The following is an 18,858-nucleotide window of genomic DNA, read 5'->3' as shown; positions in this document are numbered from 1 at the left end:
GCTGCCATGCTGGCATGACCTGTGCCGGGGTCGCCAGCAGGGAGCCATACGTTAATCTTGCGTCATGAGCGATTCACTGTTGCCCCGTGCCGATGATGTCCTGGCTGCCGCTGCGCGGATCGCGCCGCACGCCAGCGTGACCCCGGTGCTGCGCTCGCGCACGCTCGATGCGCTGGCCGGCGCGCAGCTGGCGTTCAAGGCCGAGCATCTGCAGCGCGGTGGCGCATTCAAGTTCCGCGGCGCCTGCAATGCGGTGTGGTCGCTGGATGCCGATCGCGCCGGCGCCGGCGTGGTCACCCATTCCTCCGGCAATCACGGCGCCGCCCTGGCCCTGGCCGCGCGCACCCGTGGCATTCCCTGCCACGTGGTGGTGCCCGAAGGTGCAGTGGCGGCCAAGCTGGCCAACATCGCACGCCATGGCGCCACGCTCTGGCGCTGCCCGCCGACCATCGCCGACCGCGAGGCCACCTGCGCCAAAGTACAGGCTGATACCGGCGCGACCCTGGTCCATCCCTATGCGGACCCGGCGGTGATGGCCGGGCAGGGCACCGCAGCACTGGAGCTGCTGCACAGCGACGGCCCGTTCGACGTGCTGGTGGTACCGGTGGGCGGCGGTGGCCTGGCCAGCGGTACCGCGCGGGCCCTGCAGCTCGCCAGCCCGCAGACCCGGCTGGTGCTGGCCGAGCCGGCCGGCGCGGACGACACCGCGCGCTCGTTGGCCGCTGGCGAGCGCCAGGGGCCGTTCACTCCGGACACGATCTGCGACGGTCTGCGCACCCTGATCGGCGCGCCCAACTTCGAGCTGCTGCGCGCGGCCAACGCCGAGGTGATCGTGGTCGATGACGCGGCGACGATGGCGGCGATGCGCTTGCTGTGGGAGGTCCTCAAGCAGGTGGTCGAGCCGTCATCGGCGACCGTGCTCGCCGCGGTGCTGGCGCAGCCTCAGCGTTTTGCCGGCCTGCGCGTGGGCCTGGTGCTGTCCGGCGGCAACGTCGACCTGCCCGCACTGCGCTGGGGCGCGCCGTGAGCCGCGACCGGCACCGGCATCGCACTGGCCTGCTGGGCTGGCTGTGGCGGTTGTTCGTCCTGCTGGTGATCTGGCTGCTGGGCGTGACTGCCTGGATCGTCTGGGTCGGCGAGCGTGACCAGGCGGCCAAGGCCGACGCCATCATCGTGCTCGGTGCGGCGGCCTATGACGCCAAGCCGTCGCCGGTGTTCGAAGAACGCATCCGTCATGGGCTGGATCTCTATGAGGCCCAGTTCGCGCCACTGCTGATCTTCACGGGCGGCTATGGTGGTACCGGCGCGCGCTTTTCCGAGTCACAGGTGGCGCGGCGCTATGCGCTCAAGCACGGCGTGCCGGACGATGCGATCCTGATCGAGACTGCCTCGCGCAACACCGTGCAGAACCTGGTGGAAGCCAAGCGGCTGATGGACCAGCGCAACCTGCACCGGGTGATCATCGTCAGCGACCCGCTGCACATGGCGCGCGCGCTGCGCCTGAGCAAGGCGCTGGGCATCGATGCACTGGCCTCGTCCACGCCCAGCACGCGCTTCCGCAGCTTCCACACCAGCTGGCGCTTCCTGGTGCAGGAAATCTACTTCTTCCACCGCGACCTGGTGCGGCCGCCGCTGAGTTCGCCGGCCAATACCTGAGGCGGAAGCCTGATTTGGGCGGCTACCATTCGGTAGTGCCGGCCGCTGGCCGGCAGATGCCCAGCATGGAAACGTGAGGTTGCCGGCCAGCGGCCGGCACTACCAGGCGATCAGGTCTGCTTGCGCCGGATCGGAATCGCCGAAACCGGCACTGAGGCCACGTCATGCCCGCCTTCGCGGATCGGTGCGCCCGGGTCCGGTGCCCAGGCGTGGGCATAGATCACTTCCCAGCTGCTGGGCAGCTTGCCGTCGGCGCGCCGCATCGGTTCATACGCCGCTGCCGCCGCAGCGAAACGGCCACGCCCGGTCAGCGTGTGGCGGCGATCCACCCGCGCATTGGTCGCGCCCATCGCGCGCAGCTCGCGCATCAACGAGGGCAGGTCGTCGTAGGTCAGGGTGAACAGATCGCGGTCCAGCACCGGGTCGCGGAAGCCCGCCATCATCAACGCATCGCCGAACTGCGCGATCTGCGCAAAGCGGCTCACGTGCGGGCGGTCGTCGGCGGCCGCGAAGGCTTCGTTGAGCTCGACCAGTGTTTCCGGGCCGAAGGTGGAGCACAGCAGCAGGCCACCGGGCTTGAGCACCCGACGAAATCCGGCGAACACCGCCGGCAGGTCGTCCACCCACTGCAGGCACAGGTTGCTGAAGATCACGTCCACGCTGTTGTCGGCCAGCGGCAGCGCGGCGGCGTCGCCGCACAGGCGCTGGAACGGCTTCCACCAGCCGGCCTGGCGCTTGGCCTGGTCCAGCATCGGCAGTGCCACGTCCAGTGCGATCACCTGCGCCTTCGGCCAGCGCTTCTTCATCAGCGCACTGGCGTGGCCGGTTCCGGCGCCAATGTCCAGCACCACCTCGGGCTTGCGTGCTTCCAGGTAGTCCAGCGATTCCACCAGCCGCGCCTGCACCTCGCGCTGCAGGGCGGCGGCGGCGTCGTAGCTGGTGGCGGCGCGGGCGAACGCGCGTCGGACATGGCGGGCATCGAAGTGGGACGGCATTGCGAAAGTCTCTTAGAACGTACCGGGGTAGGCGCCGCCGTCGATCAGCAGGTTCTGCCCGGTGAGGTAACCGGCGTGTGCGCTGCACAGGAAGGCGCAGGCGGCGCCGAACTCGTCCGCCGTGCCGAAGCGGCCGGCGGGAATCTGCTGGCGGCGGCGTTCGGCCACTTCGCCGGCATCGCCGTCCTTGCCCGCAGTGTGGGCGAAGTTGGCGCGCAGGCGGTCGGTGTCGAACTGGCCGGGCAGCAGGTTGTTGATCGTGACGTTGTGCGCCACGGTGCGGCGCGACAGGCCGGCGACGAACCCGGTCAGGCCGCTGCGCGCGCCATTGGACAGCGCCAGGATGTCGATCGGGGCCTTCACCGCCGACGAGGTGATGTTGACGATGCGGCCGAAGCCACGCGCGATCATTGCGTCCACGGTGGCGCGGATCAGCGCGATCGGCGCCAGCATGTTGGCGTCCAGCGCGGCAATCCAGTCGTCGCGCTCGAAAGTGCGGAAGTCGCCTGGTGGCGGGCCACCGGCATTGGTGACCAGGATGTCCACCTGCGGGCATGCGGCCAGCGCCGCGGCACGACCGGCGTCGGTGGTGACGTCGGCGGAGACCGCGCGCACCTCAGCGGCACCGGGCAGGGCGCCCAGCTCTGCGGCGGCAGCCTGTAGTGCAGCCTCGCCACGGGCCACGATCACCACGTTGACGCCCTCGCGCACCAGCGCACGCGCGCAGCCCAGGCCCAAGCCCTTGCTTGCGCCGCAGACCAGTGCCCAGCGGCCGTTGATGCCCAGATCCATGCGTCAATCCCGTGGAATGAGGAAGGCGCTCATTGTCCGCCATCGGCCGGTGACAGGCGGGCAACGAAGTGTTGCAGGGCGCTGGCCACCTCGTCGGCATGGCCGAGGAAGGGCGCGTGGCCGCCATGGGCGATGGTCAGCGCCTGCGCACCCGGGGCCAATGCCGCAGCGGCCTGCATCGCCGCCGGAGACACCAGCCGGTCGCGCTGGCCGGCGATCCACAGGCTGGGCCTGGCCAGCGTCGGCAGTGCGCCGCGCAGGTCGGTGCTTTCCAGCAGGCGCAGGCCTTCCAGCAGAGCGCGTTCGGTGGGCGCGCCGCGCTCGACCAGGCGCTGGCGCAGCGTGCGCAGCTCCTCGCGGGCGTGCGCCGAGCCCATCACGTCCAGCGCCAGGAAACGCTCCAGGGTGCCACCGAAATCGGTCGCCAGCTCGCGCCCGAACTGCTCGAACACCGCCGGCTCCACCGCATGCGGCCAGTCGTCGCCACGCACGAAGCGCGGCGTGGCCGCGATCATCGCCAGCCCGCGCACCTTCGGCAGCGTCGCGGCGGCGTGCAGTGCGAACAGCCCGCCCAGTGACCAGCCGCACCACACCGCCGGCGGCGTGGCCGCGGCAATGGCATTGACCACGAATGGCAGGCGCAACGGTGTGGTGTCTTCGCGGCTGTGGCCATGGCCCGGCAGATCAACCAGATGCAGGGTGAACCGCTCGGCCAGGCGCTGCACCAACGGTGCGAACACACCGCCCTGCAGGGCCCAGCCATGGATCAGTACCAGGTCCGGCCCCTGGCCGGTGACGTCGATATGCATGGGAAAACGACAGCAGGCTCAGGCAAAGACAGGCAACGGCGGTGGCACGGCGTCACGCACCGCCAGATCCACGCGATCGCGCGCGCTGGCGATCGCGTCCACCAGGCCACGCACCTGTTCCGGCGTGTGCAGGGCGGACAGGGTGACACGCAGGCGCGCCTTGCCTTCGGGCACCGTGGGCGGACGGATCGCACCGACCAGCCAACCGGCCTGTTCCAGTGCCTTGGACATCGCCACAGCGCGATGATCGTCACCACACAGCAGCGGCTGGATCGGCGTTTCCGAAGCCATCAGGTCCAGGCCATGGCGGCGTGCCTCGCTGCGGAACAGCGCGATCAGGTCGGTCAGTTTCGAGCGGCGCCAGTTGTCACGGCGTGCTAGGCGCACCGCTTCCAGTGCAGCGGCGGCCAGCAGTGGCGGCATCGCCGTAGTGTAGATGTAGGGGCGCGCGGTTTCGGCCAGGTGCTCGACCAGATCGTCGCGGCCCAGCACCAGCGCGCCGGAACCGCCCAGTGCCTTGCCCAGCGTGACCAGCTGCAGCGGCACATCGTCCACACCCAGCCCGGCGGCGGCCACGGCACCACGGCCGTCACCGATCACGCCTACGCCGTGCGCATCGTCCACATAGAACAGCGCCTGCTGCAGGCGTGCCACAAGCGACAATGCACGCAGCGGTGCGATGTCGCCATCCATGCTGAAGACACCATCGGTGGCCAGCATCGCCGCGCCGTCGGGCGCGTGCTTGAGCTGGCGCATCGCGCCTTCGGCATCAAGGTGCGGATAACGGCGCAGGCGCGCACCGGCCAGCCGCGTCGCATCCAAGAGGCTGGCGTGGTTGAGCTTGTCCTGCACGCAGACATCACTCTCTTCGCTCAGCAGTGCCTGCTGCACGGCCAGGTTGGCGGCGAAGCCACTACCGAACAGCAGCGCGCGCGGGTAGCCCAGCCACTCCGCCACTTCGCGCTCCAGTGCGTCATGCAGGGCGTGGTGGCCGCAGACCAGGTGCGATGCACCGGCGCCGGTGCCTTCGCGTGCGGCGGCATCCTGCAGCGCATTGACCACGCTGAACTGCTGGGCCAGGCCCAGGTAATCATTGCTGCAGAAGCCAGTCAGCCACTGGCCGTCCACTTCCAGGCGGACGCCATCACGACGGTTGACCGTGCGCCGCGTGCGGCGACGGCCCTGGGCATCGCGCAGGGCGCGCTGGGCGTGGAGGCGGGCGGTCAGGTCGGGGCGGGCCATGGCGGCTGAATGCGGCGACGGGGCGGCTAGGGTAGCGCGTTGCCGCGACGCCTGCTTGCGGCCTGTCTCAGGCCGCGTGAGCACAGCCACAGCCGGGCGCTTCGGCGCTGATATCGGCGTGCACGGTGCCACCGTGGTCGTGGCCCTCGGCGTCCACCTGCATCGCCATCGGTTGCAGGCCCAACCGCGCGAACAGGGCCAGGTCGCGCTCGCTCTCCGGGTTACCGGTGGTCAGCAGCTTGTCGCCGTAGAAGATCGAGTTGGCACCGGCCACGAAGCACAGCGCCTGCAGTTCGTCACTCATGGCTTCGCGCCCGGCCGACAGCCGCACCATCGAGCGCGGCATGGCGATGCGCGCCACTGCGATCATGCGCACGAACTCGAACGGGTCCAGCTCGGCACTGCCATGCAGCGGGGTGCCCGCCACCTGCACCAGCCTGTTGATCGGCACCGAATCGGGATGCGCCGGCAGCGTGGCCAGCGCCAGCAGCAGGCCGACGCGCTGCGCGCGCGTCTCGCCCATGCCGACAATGCCGCCGCAGCAGGTCTTCAGGCCGGCCTCGCGCACGTGCTCCAGCGTGTCCAGGCGGTCCTGGTACTGGCGCGTGTGGATGATCGAATCGTAGTAGTCCGGCGCGGTGTCGAGATTGTGGTTGTAGTAGTCCAGGCCGGCGTCCTTCAGCGCACGTGCCTGTTCGCCACTGAGCATGCCCAGCGTGGCGCAGGTCTCCAGGCCCAGCGCCTTCACCCCGGCGATCATCGCCGCCACCTTGGGAATGTCGCGGTCCTTCGGTGAACGCCACGCGGCGCCCATGCAGAAACGCGACGCACCGGCGGCCTTGGCCTGGCGGGCCTTGGCCAGCACCGCATCGGTGTCCATCAGCTTCTGCGCGTTCACGCCGGTGCTGTAGCGCTGCGCCTGCGGGCAGTACGCGCAGTCTTCCGGGCAGCCTCCGGTCTTCACCGACAGCAGCGTGGAGACCTGCACCTGCGCCGGGTCGAAGTGCTCACGGTGGACCGCCGCGGCGCGGAACAGCAGCTCGGGGAACGGCAGATCGAACAGGGCCTGCAGTTCGTCGTGTTGCCAGTCGTGGCGGATGGCAGCAGCCATGGCGGACCTTGGGTACGAGTGGAGCGAGGGCGGCAGTGTGGGTGGGGTGGGGAGGGCTGTCAACTATTTATTGACTGATATGGTTTACCAATTATTGGCGTGTCCTACAGCGAGGAATGCGCCGCATTTCACCGCATCCTGCAAGGCCTCCGGCCACAGTGGCCGCTGCCCGACGCAAGCGCTGGCGCGCAGACTCTTTCCCATGACCGATCTCCATCGCCTCCGCGGCCGCATCACCGCGCTGGTTATCAGCGAAGCCTGGCGCCGCCGTGCCGCGCTCTGGGGCGGCGCTGTGGCCGTAGCGCTGGTGGCCATCCTGTTTGCCAAGGCCAGCGACGCGGCCTTCCATCTGTTCCAGCGCATCACCTCGCACTCGCCGTGGTGGGCCCTGCTGCTCACGCCGGGCATCTTCGCGCTGCTGGCCTGGCTCACTTCCGGCGTGCTGAAGCCCACGCGGGGCAGCGGCATTCCGCAGGTCATCGCTGCGCTGGACAAGGCCGATGAGCCGTTCCGGAAAACCAACCTTTCCCCAGCAGTTTCGGCCGGCAAGCTGCTGCTGACTTCGCTGTCGCTGCTGGGGGGGGCATCGGTCGGGCGCGAGGGGCCCACCGTGCACGTAGGCGCAAGCCTGATGTATCTGTTCGGCCGCTGGTTCGGCTTCAAGGATCCCCGCGAGCTCTCGCACTTCCTGTTGGCGGGTGGTGCAGCGGGCATCGCCGCGGCATTCAATACGCCGCTGGCGGGCATCGTGTTCGCCATCGAGGAGCTCAGTGGCCGTTTCGAACATCGCTTCTCCGGTACCCTGTTGACCGCAGTGATCGTCGGTGGCGTGGTATCGCTCGGTCTGTTGGGCAACTACACCTATTTCGGCCATGTGAGCGCGCGCCTGCCGCTCGGCCAGGGCTGGCTGGCGATCCTGCTGTGTGGCGTAGTGGCGGGCCTGCTGGGCGGGCTGTTCGCACGTGCGGTACTGTCCAGTGCGGCGGGCCGCCCCCGTTGGCTCGGGCAACTACGGCAGCGGCATCCCGTGTTGCTGGCCGCAGGCTGCGGGCTGGTGGTGGTGCTGCTGGCCCTGGCGTTCGGAGAAGGCGCATTCGGCACCGGTTACGAACAAGCGCGCAGCCTGGTGCAGGGCCAGGCGCTGGTCGGCCACGAGTTCGGGTTGATGAAGCTGCTGGCCAACCTGGCCTCGTACGTGGCGGGCATTCCCGGTGGCCTGTTCTCACCTGCGTTGGCGGTCGGCGCGGGACTCGGCCACAATCTGTCAGTGCTGATGCCGGCCGTGGACCCGCGCGCGTTCGTGTTGCTGGGCATGTGTGCCTACCTGACCGGTGTGACCCAGGCGCCACTGACCTCGGCGGTGATCTCGCTGGAGCTGACCGACAGTGGTGATCTGCTGCTGCCGATCCTGGCCACGGTGCTGATCGCACGCGGCGTGTCCGGGCTGGTGTGCCGCGTGCCGATCTACCGCGGGTTGGCGGAGCTGTTGATGGTGCCGAAAGCAGAGCCAGCTGGTAGACCTCACTGATTGCCTTGATCAACAGGACCAATCATCTCGAATCTTCACTCCAGCAGTGAAGCTGATTCCGCGTTGCACCGTCTACCCGATGCCACGCGCGGCACAGAAGATGCGTCGACGCCGGGGCTGCACCCGGACCTGCATCGAGAGCGCGATCATGATCAACTGCCGTATCCGCCGCCTGGCGGCTGCCGTCCTGGCCCTGGCCAGTTCCCCCGCGCTGGCGATGTCCGGCGCGCCCCTGCTGCCCAGCGAGCGCAGCATCGGCACCCTCGAACCGGTGGCGCGTTTCGAAGGTGCCATGCCCACCAGCGTGGCGGTGTCCGAGACCGGGCGGATCTTCGTCAACTTCCCGCGCTGGGGCGATGAGGTGGCCTACAGCGTGGCCGAATGGCGCGACGGCCGCGCCGTGCCCTATCCGGATGCGCGCATCAACCGCAAGGATGGTCCCGATCCGGCGGCCCATTTCATCAGCGTGCAGAGCGTGGTGGCCGATGGCCAGGGCCGGTTGTGGGTGCTGGATACCGCCGCGCCCGGGTTCTCTGCGCCACAGGCCGGCGGTGCCAAACTGGTGGCGATCGACCTTGCCACCAACACCGTGGCCAAGACGCTGGTGTTCCCGGCCAACGTCATCGACGCGCGCACCTATGTCAACGATGTGCGCTTCGATTTCCGTGTTGGCCGCGAGGGCGTGGCCTACGTGACCGACTCGTCGCTGAGCGGTATCGGCGGCATCATCGTGATCGACCTCGCCACTGGCGCCGCGTCCAAGCGACTGGTCGGCCACGTATCCACCTCGGCCGATGCCGCCTTCGTGCCGATCGTGGAAGGGCAGCAGATGCGGCTGCGCAACGCGGATGGTTCGACGCAGCCGTTCACCGTGGCCGCCGATGGCATCGCCCTGTCGCCCGATGGCGCCACGCTGTTCTACACACCCCTGTCCAGCCGTCATCTGTACAGCGTGCCGACCGCGCTGCTGCGCGATCCGAAGGTGAGTGAAGCGGAACTGGCGGCTGCGGTGGTCGACCTCGGCGACAAGGGCGCCTCCGATGGCATGGAGATGGACGCCAACGGGCGGTTGTATGCCAGCGACTACGAGCACAACGCCATCCATGCCCGTGACGCGCAGGGGCGATGGACGACTGTGGTTCACGACTCGCGCATCTTGTGGCCGGATACGTTGTCGATGGGGCCGGATGGCTATCTGTACTTCACCACCAACCAGCTGCATCGACAGGCCGGCTTCAATGGTGGCGTTGATCGGCGGCAGGCGCCGTACATGGTGTACCGCACGCGGGTGGATGCCGCGCCGGCGCCCACGAGGTGAAGTGATCCGTAAACGGGTAAGGATGCCTACGGGTTGAAGGGCGAGCGTCTGATGGCCCCAGGGCCGGGGTGCGATCACGCTGTAGTGCATGCCGGTCCTGTTCAAGTCCACTCGCCTCCTGCAGGCGGCGCTTCGCGTGCTGCTGCCACTGCGCTGCCTGGTATGCGGCGATCCGGGCCATGATGATCTCGACCTGTGCCGCGCCTGCCTCGCCGGACTCCCCTGGGCCGGCCGCGCCTGCCTGCGTTGCGCGCTGCCGTTGCCGGACGCCGCCCTGATCGTCTGCGGCAGCTGCCGCGAGGAAGCGCCACCGCAGACGGCCACCCATGCCAGCCTGTTGTACCTGCCGCCAGTGGACCAACTGCTGGTGCGCTACAAGTTCCATCAGGACCTGGCGGCTGGTCGCCTGCTGGCGCAGTTGATGCAGCGCGCACCACCGCCCTGGTCATGCCCACCGCTGGTGCCGGTGCCGCTGCACCGCCGGCGCCTGCGCCAGCGCGGCTACAACCAGGCCGCCGAACTGTGCCGGTTGCTGCCGTTGCCGGTCTGGCATGGGCTGTACCGGCGGCGGCATACGGCGCCACAGTCAGAACGCACGGCCGAGCAGCGCAGGGAAAACCTGTTCGATGCGTTTGATGTACGCGGTCCGGTGCCACCCCGATTGACCGTGGTTGACGACGTGATGACCACCGGCAGTACGGTGATGGAGATTGCCGAAACGCTGCGCTGCGTGGGCGCTGAAGAGGTGCGGGTATGGGTGTGCGCGCGGGTGCCGTGATCGCTGTCTTCATCGCCAGGGGATAGGATGTGGCCGGTTCCGGATCGAAGGAGTGGTCATGAATTCCCCCTTGTCTCCCTTGTTGTCGGCGGTGGGTCGCAGTTGGTGGATCCTGCTGCTGTATGGGCTGGTTGCGCTGGGCTTCGGCATCATCGCCATCGGCTGGCCGCTGTCCGCCGCCATGGCATTGGCGTGGACGCTGGGCGTGATGGCCATCGTTGAAGGCGTCATCAGCCTGTTCGCACTGGTCAGCGGCGGCAGCGGCGCGTCGCGTGGCTGGCTGGCACTGTATGCCATCGCCTCGCTGGGTTTCGGCATCCTGGCGGTGATCAATCCGCTGGCCACCGCCAGCGTGCTGGTGCTGTTCCTGGCGGCGTGGCTGCTGGTGGCAGGCATCTATCGCATCGTGTTCGCGATCCGCGTGCGCAAGCAGATCCAGGGTGAGTGGCTGCTGATTCTCAGCGGCGTGCTGGCGGTAGTGCTGGGCCTGCTGTTCGCGGCCAACCCGTACGCGGGCGTGGCGGTGACCACGCTGTGGATCGGCATTGGCAGCCTGCTGTACGGCCTGCTGCAGGTGCTGGTGGCGTTCAAGCTGCGGAAGCTGAAGTGAGAACGGCGCTTGTGTTGTTGCTGGGCGCGGCACTGGTCGTGGCCGGATGCACGCCGGGTGCCACGCCCGCGGTGCAGGCGGTCGAGGGACACGTACCGCGCGCGGGTGTGGATGTACGCCTGAGCGCGGTCGATGCGGACGGCAAGGGCCGGCAGGCGCAATGGCAAGGCGAAACCCTGGCCTTGCGCGAGCCGCCGATCGCCGGCAGCGCCGACATTGCCGATGTGCGCTACGTGCTGGATCAGGACAAGCAACCTGGCCTGCAGATCCGCTTTCGACACCAAGCGCACCAGCGCATCCACGATGGTACGGAAGCACTGGTGGGCCAGCGCGCGGCGCTCAGCGTGGACGGCCGCGTGCTGATGGTGGCGACGGTGAAAGGCCCGTTCGGTGAATCGATGATGCTGAGCGGGTTGCCGAGCATCGCCGAGGCGCAGGCGTTGGCGAAGCACATCACCGGTCAGTGACGGGCGCGCCAACACCAACGCGTTGCGCGCGGAGGTCGACCAAGGTCGACCGCTACCGGGCGAACCGTGCCTCGATCTCCTCCAGTGACTTGCCCTTGGTCTCCGGCAGCCAGAACGCGGCTACCAGGAAGAACACGAAGGTGCAGGCCGCCCAGAACACGAACATGCTGGCGTAGCCGTAATGGCCCACCGTGGGCAGGAAGATGGCGGCGATGGTGGTCGACACGAACTGGTTGATCAACAGTGCGATGCTCATGCCGTTGGAGCGGATGCGGTTCGGCATCAGTTCCGACAGTGCCAGCCACACGCACACGCCGGGGCCGACCGCGAAGAACGCGACGAATACCAGGATGCAGGCGGCCACGGCCCAGCCATGTGCAGGCGGCGGCACCGGGCCGATGCGGGCCTGTTCGATGCGCAGCGGCGCCTGCGCGGCACTGGCCGGGTCGGCGAACGGGTTCAGATGCAACTTGCGGAAGAATGCGCCGATCACGCTGTCTGGCTGTACGGTGCCGGTGCGGTCGATACGCAGTTCGCGATCAATCAGGTTGTCGCTACGCACGGCGCGCACATTGGTGAAGTCGCCGTAGGCGTACGACACGGTCAGCTGCAGCGGCCGGCCCTCGCTGTCGATGCCAGCACCGAGGCGCTGCCACTGGGCTTCATCCAGCACCAGCTGCAGACCATCGCCGTTGACCGCCGCCTGCAACTGCGGCTGCACATCAGCGCGACCGCGCTCGGCCTGGAAGAACAGCGTGGCCGCGGCCAGCAGGGCCACGCAGATACCACCGCTGCCGAGCATCAGCAGGAACTTGCGGCCCTTGCGGTCGACCAGCAGCAACGCGACCACGGTCATCACCGCATTCAGCAGCTTGATCGCCACGTCGGCGCCGTTGGCCACTGAACCGGACAGGCCGGCCTGATTGAGGATGTTCACCGCGTACGCCAGCACCGAGTTGATGCCGGTGGCCTGGGTGCAGGCCAGCACGACGCAGGCGAGCAGGAACGGCACCACGTAGTGGCGGCTGAGCAGCGGGTCGCGCTTGCTGTCGCTGCTGCTCGATTCCGGCGCCTGGATCTGCGCAAGGGTGGGCTCCACATCGGCAGCGGGCAGTACGCGCTGCAGGCTGCGGCGGGCTTCATCAATGCGGCGCCGGCGTACCAGCCAGCGTGGCGATTCGGACAGCCAGAAGATGCCCGCGCAGAACAGCAGGCCCGGCGCCAGGCAGGTCCAGAAGATGGTGCGCCAGGCGTGGTCCTTCACCGTGAACAGCTCCTGCGCCTGCTGTGCCAGCGGCAGCGAGCGCACGGCTTCGGCGGCGGCATCCACGGCGTGGGCGTGGTACAGGCCGATCAGGGCTGCCAGCACCAGGCCAACGGTCAGCAGCAGCTGGAACATCGCGGCGCCGCGCCCGCGTCGCTCGGGGCTGAGCACTTCGGCCAGGTACAGCGGAATCACTACACCGATCAAACCGCCACTGATGCCCTGCAGCAGGCGGCCCAGCAGCAGCGGCGTGTAACCGGAGGCCAGCGCCATGATCGGAATCGAGGCGGTGAACAGCAGGCCGGCCAGCAGCATCGCGCCGCGGCGGCCGATCAGGTCGGCGATCATGCCGGCGAACAGCGACGACAGCACGCTGCCCAGCAGTACCGCGGCCACCACGAAGCCGAGCTGCTGGCTGCTGAGCTGCCAGGCATGGCTGGCCGTTGCTTCCAGGTAGGGCAGGGCACCGGCGATGATGCCGATGTCGATGCCGTACAGCAGGCCACCGAGGCCGCCGATGAAGAGCAGGTAGCGTACGGGCCAGCGCGGAGCGGTGCTTGCAGTCATCGGCAGTTCCTGTGGTAGCGCCGGGCCAGGCCCGGCGGCGGTTCGTCGCAGAGTGCATTCTGTAGAGCCGAGCCATGCTCGGCTGCTTTCCGTTCCGATATCGAGGTTCCCCATGCCGCGCTTCGCGCGGTGAGCCGAGCATGGCTCGGCTCTACAGGGAGCCCGCGCGGCATCCGGGCCGCATCGCTTGCGTCAGGTCAGATCGACCACGCGCCCACCAACCACCACCTGCCGCAGGCGCAGTTCGGCGTCCAGTACCACCAGGTCGGCGCGGGCGTCGGGCGCGATGCGGCCGCGATCGCCCAGGCCCAGGTAGTCGGCCGGGAAGGTGGAAACACGTTGCGAGGCGTCGGCCAGCTCCAGGCCGACGCGCACCAGGTTGCGCAGCGCCTGGTCCATGGTCAGCGCGCTGCCGGCCAGTGAACCGGTCGCCAGTCGCACGCAGCCGCCGCACTTGTGCACGCGCTGCTCGCCCAGCGCGTACTCGCCATCGGGCATGCCGGTGGCGGCCGTCGCGTCGGTCACCGCATACAGGCGCGGGATCGCGCGCGCGGCCAGGCGGATCACGCCGGGATGGATGTGCTGCAGGTCGGGAATGATCTCGGCGTACTGTGCATGCGCCAGCGCCGCCGCGGCGATGCCGGGTCGGTAATGGTCGACACCGGTCATGCCATTGAACAGATGGGTGAAGCCGGAGGCGCCGGCCTGCAGCGCAGCCACACCCTCTTCATAGGTGCCGGCGCTGTGGCCGAGCTGCACGCGGATGCCCATCGCCGAAAGCGCGGGAATCAGTGCGGTGTGCCCGCCGATTTCCGGTGCCAGCGTCATCACTCGGATCGGCGCCAGTGCGTGCAGTTGCTGCACCAGCGCCAGCGTCGCCTCGATCGTACGGTTAGGCTGTGCACCGAGCCGCTGCGGGCTGATGAACGGTCCTTCCAGATGCACGCCGACGATGCTGGCGGCGTCGGCATCGGGCGCCGCCATCGTCGCAGCCACCCCCTGCAGCGCGTGCTCGATCTCATCCAGGCCGGCGGTCATGGTGGTTGCCAGCAGCGTGGTGGTACCGAAGCGCAGATGGGTGCGCGCGATGGTGCGCGCCACGTCGCCGCCCTGCATCAGGTCCACCCCGGCCGCACCGTGCACATGCAGGTCGATGAAGCCGGGCAGGATGACCGGCAGCTGCAGGTCGTCAGCACCACTGTGGTCATCCACCTGCAGCTGGCGCACGTGTGAATCGAAGTGGACCTGGCCACGCCGCCACCCCAGCGGGGTGAGGATGCGGCCATGCAGGGAACGGATGTCGGTCATGCGGGAGGCTCGGCAATGATCACTTCGATACCCAGCCGCTGCAGCCCTTCGCGGGTTGCGTCGTCGATGCCGGCGTCGGTGATGATGGCGTGGATCTGGTCGAGGCGGGCGATGCGGTGCAGGCTGACGCGGCCGAACTTGGAGGCGTCGGTCAGCACCACGATGCGGCGCGCGCGCTCGACCATGCGGTGGTTGAGGCGGGCCTCGGCCTCGTCGTGGGTGGTCAGGCCGAACTGCAGGTCCAGGCCATCCACGCCCAGGAACAGGGTGTCGAAGCTGTACGAGTTGAGGCTGGCCTCGGCCTGGCTGCCCTGCAGCGACAGCGACTGCTGGCGCAGCAGGCCACCGGTCAGCAGCACGGTGATGCCTGCGGCATTGGCCAGTTCCCAGGCGATGTTCAGGCCGTTGGTCATCACCGTCACGTCGCGATGCGCGCGCAGGTGGCGGGCCAGCGTCATCGTGGTCGAGCCGGAATCGATGATGATGTTGTCGCCCGGCTGCACCAGGCGCGCAGCGCGCGCACCGATCGATTCCTTCAACGGCAGGTTCAGCGCGTCCTTCTCATGGATGTCCTGTTCCTGCGGCGGCGTGCGCACCAGGGTGGCGCCGCCGTGGGTGCGGTTGGCCAGCCCCTGCGACTCGAAGTGGGTCAGGTCGGCACGGATGGTCACCGCCGACACGCCGAAACGCTCGACCAGATCGGCCACCTGCACCGAACCGTGCTCGATCAGCAGCTGCAGGATCTGTTGCCGGCGGGAGCGGGTGTTGCGCATGGCCATTCTCGGTTTCGCGGGGAAAGGTAGAGATTAGCCGTTCGCAGCAACTGCGGCAGCCGAACGTGCGTTCTGCGTGCGGGTTCCGGCCTGGTTGGCGCTGCAGGCGCGCGCGTACTCGCCCAGGCACAGGCCGATGCGGTGCTGCACCAGCGCGGTGGGGGTGTTGGCCAGCGTGCCCTCACGCACGGCGCGGTACTGCTCCGGCAGGTACTGGCTGAGCAGCACCAGTGGCGGCGCGTGCTGTTCCAAGTTGGCGAACAGGGTCTGCACCGCCTGCACCAGCGCGGGCTCGCCCCAGTAGTAGCGGCAGCGGTCACTGAAGGAGTAGCTGCGCAGCAGGCGCAGCGCGGCGTCATCGCCCTGGTAATAGGACTGCCAGTACTTCGGCTGCGCCACCATCACCTCGTCCAGCACCTGCGGCAGGCGCGAGCACTGTGCCGCCGGCAGCAGTTCGGCCTCGATCGCGGCCAGCGCGAACAGCGCTTCGCGGTAGGCGAAGGTGGCCGCGGGCCCGACCTTGAGGATGGCGAAGTGGTCGCGCACCAGCGCGTGCAGGCCGCTCTCGCGCTGGTAGTCTGTGGAGTGCGCTTCGAACACGATGCGTGGCTGCTGTTCGAGGAAATCGGCCAGCGTGCTGGCAGCGGCGGCGTCGTACTCGTGCACGCTGCTGTGGTCGAAGTCCACGCCCGGCTGCACCACCATCGCGATCACACGCTGCCACGCATCGCGCAGCTGCGGGGTATCGAAGGCCTGCCGGTGGATGGCCAGGGTCTGCGCGGCGGCGGCCGGCGTGGTCACCTGCAGGCCCTCGGCCAGCGAGGCTTCGCCTCCGGGAATCGGCACTTCGGTACCGATCACGTAGACCGGCGGCGGCAGGCCATGTTCGGCGGCGGTGCGTTCGGCGATTTCGGCCAGCTCGGCCGAGCGCGCAGCGACGATGGCATCGGGCAGCGGCACCGGATCATCGGCGCAGGACATGCTGCAATCCAGATGGATCTTGTGGAAACCGGCGGCGACGTAGGCTTCGATCAGCACGCGCGCGTGGGTCATCGCTTCGGCCGCCGGGCGCTTCTGCCAGGCATTCGGGCCGAGGTGGTCGCCGCCCAGCATCAGCCGCTCGCGCGGGAAGCCTTCTTCATCGGCCAGCGTGCCCACGTAGTCGCGGTACTGCGGCGGGGTCATGCCGGTGTAGCCGCCGAACTGGTCGACCTGGTTGGAGGTGGCCTCGATCAGCAGCACGGTGCCATGCGCCAGGGCGACGTGCATGGCCGCGCGCAGCACCTGCTCGTTGCTGCAGCAGACGCTGTACAGGCCGACGTTGGCGCCGGCGCGGTGGGAAGCAAGCAGGGTCTGCAACGGGGACATGGTCAGGCTCCGGAGATCAGGAAAACGAGGGTTCGCAGGCGAGCAGGGCGGCACCACGTGCGCCACCGGCATCGCCGAACCGTGGCGGCACGATCGGCGGGACCTGCACGCCATTGAACAGATGGGTGGCGATGGCGGCCGGCAGCTGCTGGTACAGCGGCGCGTACTGCGAGAGTCCGCCGCCGAGCACGATCACGTGCGGGTCCAGTGCCAGCACCAGCGCGGCCAGGCTGTGGCCGAGCAGGTCACGATGGATGTCCAGCGCCTTGCGCGCGCGGGCATCGCCGGCTTCGGCCAGCGTGATCACCGCACTGGCATCGACGGCGCTGCCTCCGAGGTGGCGTTCGATCATGGCCAATCCGCTGCCGGACACATAGCGCTCCACGCAGCCCTGCAGGCCGCAGCCGCAGTCCAGCAGCGGCAGGCCATGGCGCTGCAGCAGATGGCCGGGCACGCTCCAGTGGCCCCATTCGCCGGCCAGACCGTTGAAGCCGGACAGCAGCCGGCCCTGCAGACAGAAGCCACCGCCGGCACCGGTGCCGAGGATGGCGCCGAACATGCTGGGGTAGCCATCGGCGGCGCCGCCGTGCGCTTCCGACAGGGCAAAGCACTGCAGGTCGTTGCCGAAATGCAGCGAGCGTTGCAGCCGCGCCTGCAGATCCTGCGCCACGCATTGACCGGTCAGTGCGGGCACGTTCGCGCTGAGCTGGCGGCCGCTGCGGCGGTCACGCACGCCGGGCAGGGCAATGCCGATGGCCGCATCATTCCGGCCCAGCGCGGCGTCGGCCTCGGCCACCAGCGTCACCACGGCCTGCAGGAAACCATCGTAGTCGCCCTGCGGCGTGGCCACGCGGCGGCGCCAGGTGACCTGCATCGCCGCATCGCACGCCACCAGCTCGATCTTGGTGCCGCCGATGTCGATGCCATAGCAGGCGTGGGCGATCAGCTCAGCCATGGTGGATGGTGACGCCCTTGACGACGCGGTTGACGGTGCCGTCCGGGAACGGGTTGTCCGGGGTCAGTCCCAGCGCGGCCGAGCGCTGCAGCGCGAACAGCTGCGCGAAGCCCAGCCACACCGGTGCCAGCCACGGATCGTCCAGCGCCGGTACGGTGAGGGTGTAATCGTCATCGGCGCCGATATCCGAATGCGGACCGATCGCCAGCACCTGCCCGGCCACGCCATCGCGGCGCAGTTCTTCCAGCAGGTCCTGCTCGTAGCGGCGCGCGAGCGGCTGCACGCTGCGCAGCACTACCACCACGGTGTTGCCATCCAGCGTCGACTTGGGGCCATGGCGGAAGCCCAGCGGCGTGTTGGCCAGCGCCAGAACGCGGCCAGCGGTCAGCTCCAGCACCTTCAGTGCACACTCGCGGGCCAGCGCTTCCAGCGGCCCGCTGCCAAGGTAGATCACGCGGTTGAACGGGCGCTGCGCAAGCGTTGCCACTGGTGCGTCCCACTGCGCCTGCCCTTCGCGGGCCAGCGCGGCGATCTGCTTCAGGCGCGCCACGCGCGCATCCCACGGCGAGCGATCGAACACCGTCAGTGCCGCCAGCAGCATGCAGGTCAGGCTGCTGGTCATGGCGAAGGCACGATCGCAGCTTGCCGAGGGCATCAGCAGGGTGCAGGTATCGGCACGGCCGGCGCCACGGCGGGCCAGTTCGCCATCGGCGTTGCAGGTGATATCGAGGAAGCGCGCGTCGTCCACGTCGCTGCGCAAGCGCTCCACCGCTGCCACGCTTTCCGGGCTGGAGCCACTGCGGCCGAACGACACCAGCAGGGTCGGTCGGTCACGCTGCAGGTACAGCGCCGGGTGGGTCAGCAGGCTGGTGGTGTGCACCACGCGCACATCGGCTGGCCACTGCGCGTTGATCGCGTCGGCCACCATTTCGGCGATGAAGCCCGAACTGCCGGCGCCGGTGAACAGCACGCGCTGGTTGGGATCGTTGAGGCTGTTGCCAAGAAAGGCCTGCAGGCGGTCGCGGGCACGCGACAGGTCCTGGGCGAGGGCTTCCCACAGCGCGGGCTGCTGGGCGATTTCGGTAGCGGTATCGGCTCCGCCCAGGCGCTGCCAGGCGGACACATCGGAAAGCAGGGTGACGTCCATTCGGAGGTTCCAGTTGGGCCAGCGCACCATCTGCGTTTTCTTTCGAAATGTCAAATAGCGAAAGTAAAAAGAAAGAAAATGGCGTGGTGGCTTTTCCCGCCAGGGAGTGCTCGGGGAAGCGAAAGAACGGGCCGGATGCCGTATCGCACAATGCTTAACAGGCACCTGCA

The 18,858-nt window shown here is 68.7% G+C and carries 18 protein-coding genes; 7 read left to right on the top strand and 11 right to left on the bottom strand.

Annotation, left to right across the window (positions count from 1 at the left end):
- Positions 1 to 64: 64 nt before the first annotated feature.
- Positions 65 to 1,027 carry a pyridoxal-phosphate dependent enzyme gene (locus ACZ75I_RS18595; protein ID WP_069138789.1) on the top strand — a complete coding sequence of 321 codons (963 nt, stop codon included), beginning with the start codon at positions 65 to 67 and terminating at the stop codon, positions 1,025 to 1,027.
- Positions 1,012 to 1,656 (top strand): YdcF family protein, encoded by a 645-nt coding sequence (locus ACZ75I_RS18590; RefSeq protein ID WP_061479043.1) that lies wholly within the window; start codon positions 1,012 to 1,014, stop codon positions 1,654 to 1,656. The genes ACZ75I_RS18595 and ACZ75I_RS18590 overlap by 16 nt, the downstream gene beginning before the upstream one ends.
- A 110-nt stretch (positions 1,657 to 1,766) precedes the next feature.
- Here the strand turns inward: ACZ75I_RS18590 and bioC are convergent, their stop codons facing one another.
- The 5 genes from bioC to bioB all read right to left on the bottom strand — a co-directional run bounded on the left by bioC (position 1,767) and on the right by bioB (position 6,605).
- Positions 1,767 to 2,651: a malonyl-ACP O-methyltransferase BioC gene (gene bioC, locus ACZ75I_RS18585; protein WP_472958497.1), complete on the bottom strand. Its 885-nt coding sequence runs from the start codon at positions 2,649 to 2,651 to the stop codon at positions 1,767 to 1,769.
- Positions 2,652 to 2,663: 12 nt separating this feature from the next.
- A complete protein-coding gene (locus ACZ75I_RS18580; protein ID WP_472958496.1) occupies positions 2,664 to 3,443 on the bottom strand; it encodes an SDR family oxidoreductase in 780 nt (259 codons plus the stop codon).
- A 29-nt stretch (positions 3,444 to 3,472) separates the two neighbouring features.
- Positions 3,473 to 4,252, bottom strand: coding sequence for a pimeloyl-ACP methyl ester esterase BioH (gene bioH, locus ACZ75I_RS18575; RefSeq protein ID WP_472958495.1), 780 nt, complete (start codon positions 4,250 to 4,252; stop codon positions 3,473 to 3,475).
- A gap of 18 nt (positions 4,253 to 4,270) precedes the next feature.
- Positions 4,271 to 5,494 (bottom strand): 8-amino-7-oxononanoate synthase, encoded by a 1,224-nt coding sequence (bioF, locus tag ACZ75I_RS18570; RefSeq protein WP_134968767.1) that lies wholly within the window; start codon positions 5,492 to 5,494, stop codon positions 4,271 to 4,273.
- A 67-nt stretch (positions 5,495 to 5,561) separates the two neighbouring features.
- Entirely contained in the window at positions 5,562 to 6,605 is a 1,044-nt protein-coding gene (gene bioB, locus ACZ75I_RS18565; RefSeq protein WP_472958494.1) for a biotin synthase BioB, read from the bottom strand.
- Between the two features lie 202 nt (positions 6,606 to 6,807).
- Here bioB and ACZ75I_RS18560 point away from each other — a divergent pair, with 202 nt between their 5' ends.
- From ACZ75I_RS18560 to ACZ75I_RS18540, 5 genes are all read left to right on the top strand, one after another.
- Positions 6,808 to 8,133: a chloride channel protein gene (locus ACZ75I_RS18560; RefSeq protein ID WP_472958493.1), complete on the top strand. Its 1,326-nt coding sequence runs from the start codon at positions 6,808 to 6,810 to the stop codon at positions 8,131 to 8,133.
- Positions 8,134 to 8,281: 148 nt separating this feature from the next.
- The gene (locus ACZ75I_RS18555; protein ID WP_154351584.1) at positions 8,282 to 9,451 is read left to right on the top strand and encodes an L-dopachrome tautomerase-related protein; all 1,170 of its coding nucleotides are present in this window, start codon (positions 8,282 to 8,284) and stop codon (positions 9,449 to 9,451) included.
- Positions 9,452 to 9,539: 88 nt separating this feature from the next.
- The gene (locus ACZ75I_RS18550; RefSeq protein WP_346476474.1) at positions 9,540 to 10,229 is read left to right on the top strand and encodes a ComF family protein; all 690 of its coding nucleotides are present in this window, start codon (positions 9,540 to 9,542) and stop codon (positions 10,227 to 10,229) included.
- Between the two features lie 58 nt (positions 10,230 to 10,287).
- Positions 10,288 to 10,839, top strand: coding sequence for an HdeD family acid-resistance protein (locus tag ACZ75I_RS18545; protein ID WP_049400854.1), 552 nt, complete (start codon positions 10,288 to 10,290; stop codon positions 10,837 to 10,839).
- A complete protein-coding gene (locus ACZ75I_RS18540; RefSeq protein ID WP_472958492.1) occupies positions 10,836 to 11,306 on the top strand; it encodes a SecDF P1 head subdomain-containing protein in 471 nt (156 codons plus the stop codon). Before ACZ75I_RS18545 ends, ACZ75I_RS18540 begins: the two co-directional genes overlap by 4 nt.
- Positions 11,307 to 11,358: 52 nt before the next feature.
- On the opposite strand, the gene ACZ75I_RS18535 is transcribed toward ACZ75I_RS18540, so the two are convergent.
- From ACZ75I_RS18535 to ACZ75I_RS18510, 6 genes are all read right to left on the bottom strand, one after another.
- Positions 11,359 to 13,137: an MFS transporter gene (locus ACZ75I_RS18535; protein WP_472958491.1), complete on the bottom strand. Its 1,779-nt coding sequence runs from the start codon at positions 13,135 to 13,137 to the stop codon at positions 11,359 to 11,361.
- Positions 13,138 to 13,329: 192 nt separating this feature from the next.
- Positions 13,330 to 14,445 (bottom strand): N-acetylglucosamine-6-phosphate deacetylase, encoded by a 1,116-nt coding sequence (gene nagA / locus ACZ75I_RS18530; RefSeq protein ID WP_472958490.1) that lies wholly within the window; start codon positions 14,443 to 14,445, stop codon positions 13,330 to 13,332.
- The gene (locus tag ACZ75I_RS18525; protein WP_049417055.1) at positions 14,442 to 15,218 is read right to left on the bottom strand and encodes a DeoR family transcriptional regulator; all 777 of its coding nucleotides are present in this window, start codon (positions 15,216 to 15,218) and stop codon (positions 14,442 to 14,444) included. The genes nagA and ACZ75I_RS18525 overlap by 4 nt, the downstream gene beginning before the upstream one ends.
- A gap of 33 nt (positions 15,219 to 15,251) precedes the next feature.
- Positions 15,252 to 16,586, bottom strand: a complete 1,335-nt coding sequence (locus ACZ75I_RS18520) for a D-tagatose-bisphosphate aldolase, class II, non-catalytic subunit (protein ID WP_005420107.1) — start codon at positions 16,584 to 16,586, stop codon at positions 15,252 to 15,254.
- A 16-nt stretch (positions 16,587 to 16,602) separates the two neighbouring features.
- The gene (locus ACZ75I_RS18515) at positions 16,603 to 17,541 is read right to left on the bottom strand and encodes an ROK family protein (protein WP_346476478.1); all 939 of its coding nucleotides are present in this window, start codon (positions 17,539 to 17,541) and stop codon (positions 16,603 to 16,605) included.
- On the bottom strand, positions 17,534 to 18,688 hold the full coding sequence (locus tag ACZ75I_RS18510; RefSeq protein WP_472958489.1) for an SIS domain-containing protein: 1,155 nt from the start codon (positions 18,686 to 18,688) through the stop codon (positions 17,534 to 17,536). The genes ACZ75I_RS18515 and ACZ75I_RS18510 overlap by 8 nt, the downstream gene beginning before the upstream one ends.
- Between the last annotated feature and the right edge of the window lie 170 nt (positions 18,689 to 18,858).

The organism is Stenotrophomonas sp. X (genome assembly GCF_055721025.1).
Note: the sequence above shows the minus strand (reverse complement) of the source record. Positions and strands in the feature narration are given on the sequence as shown.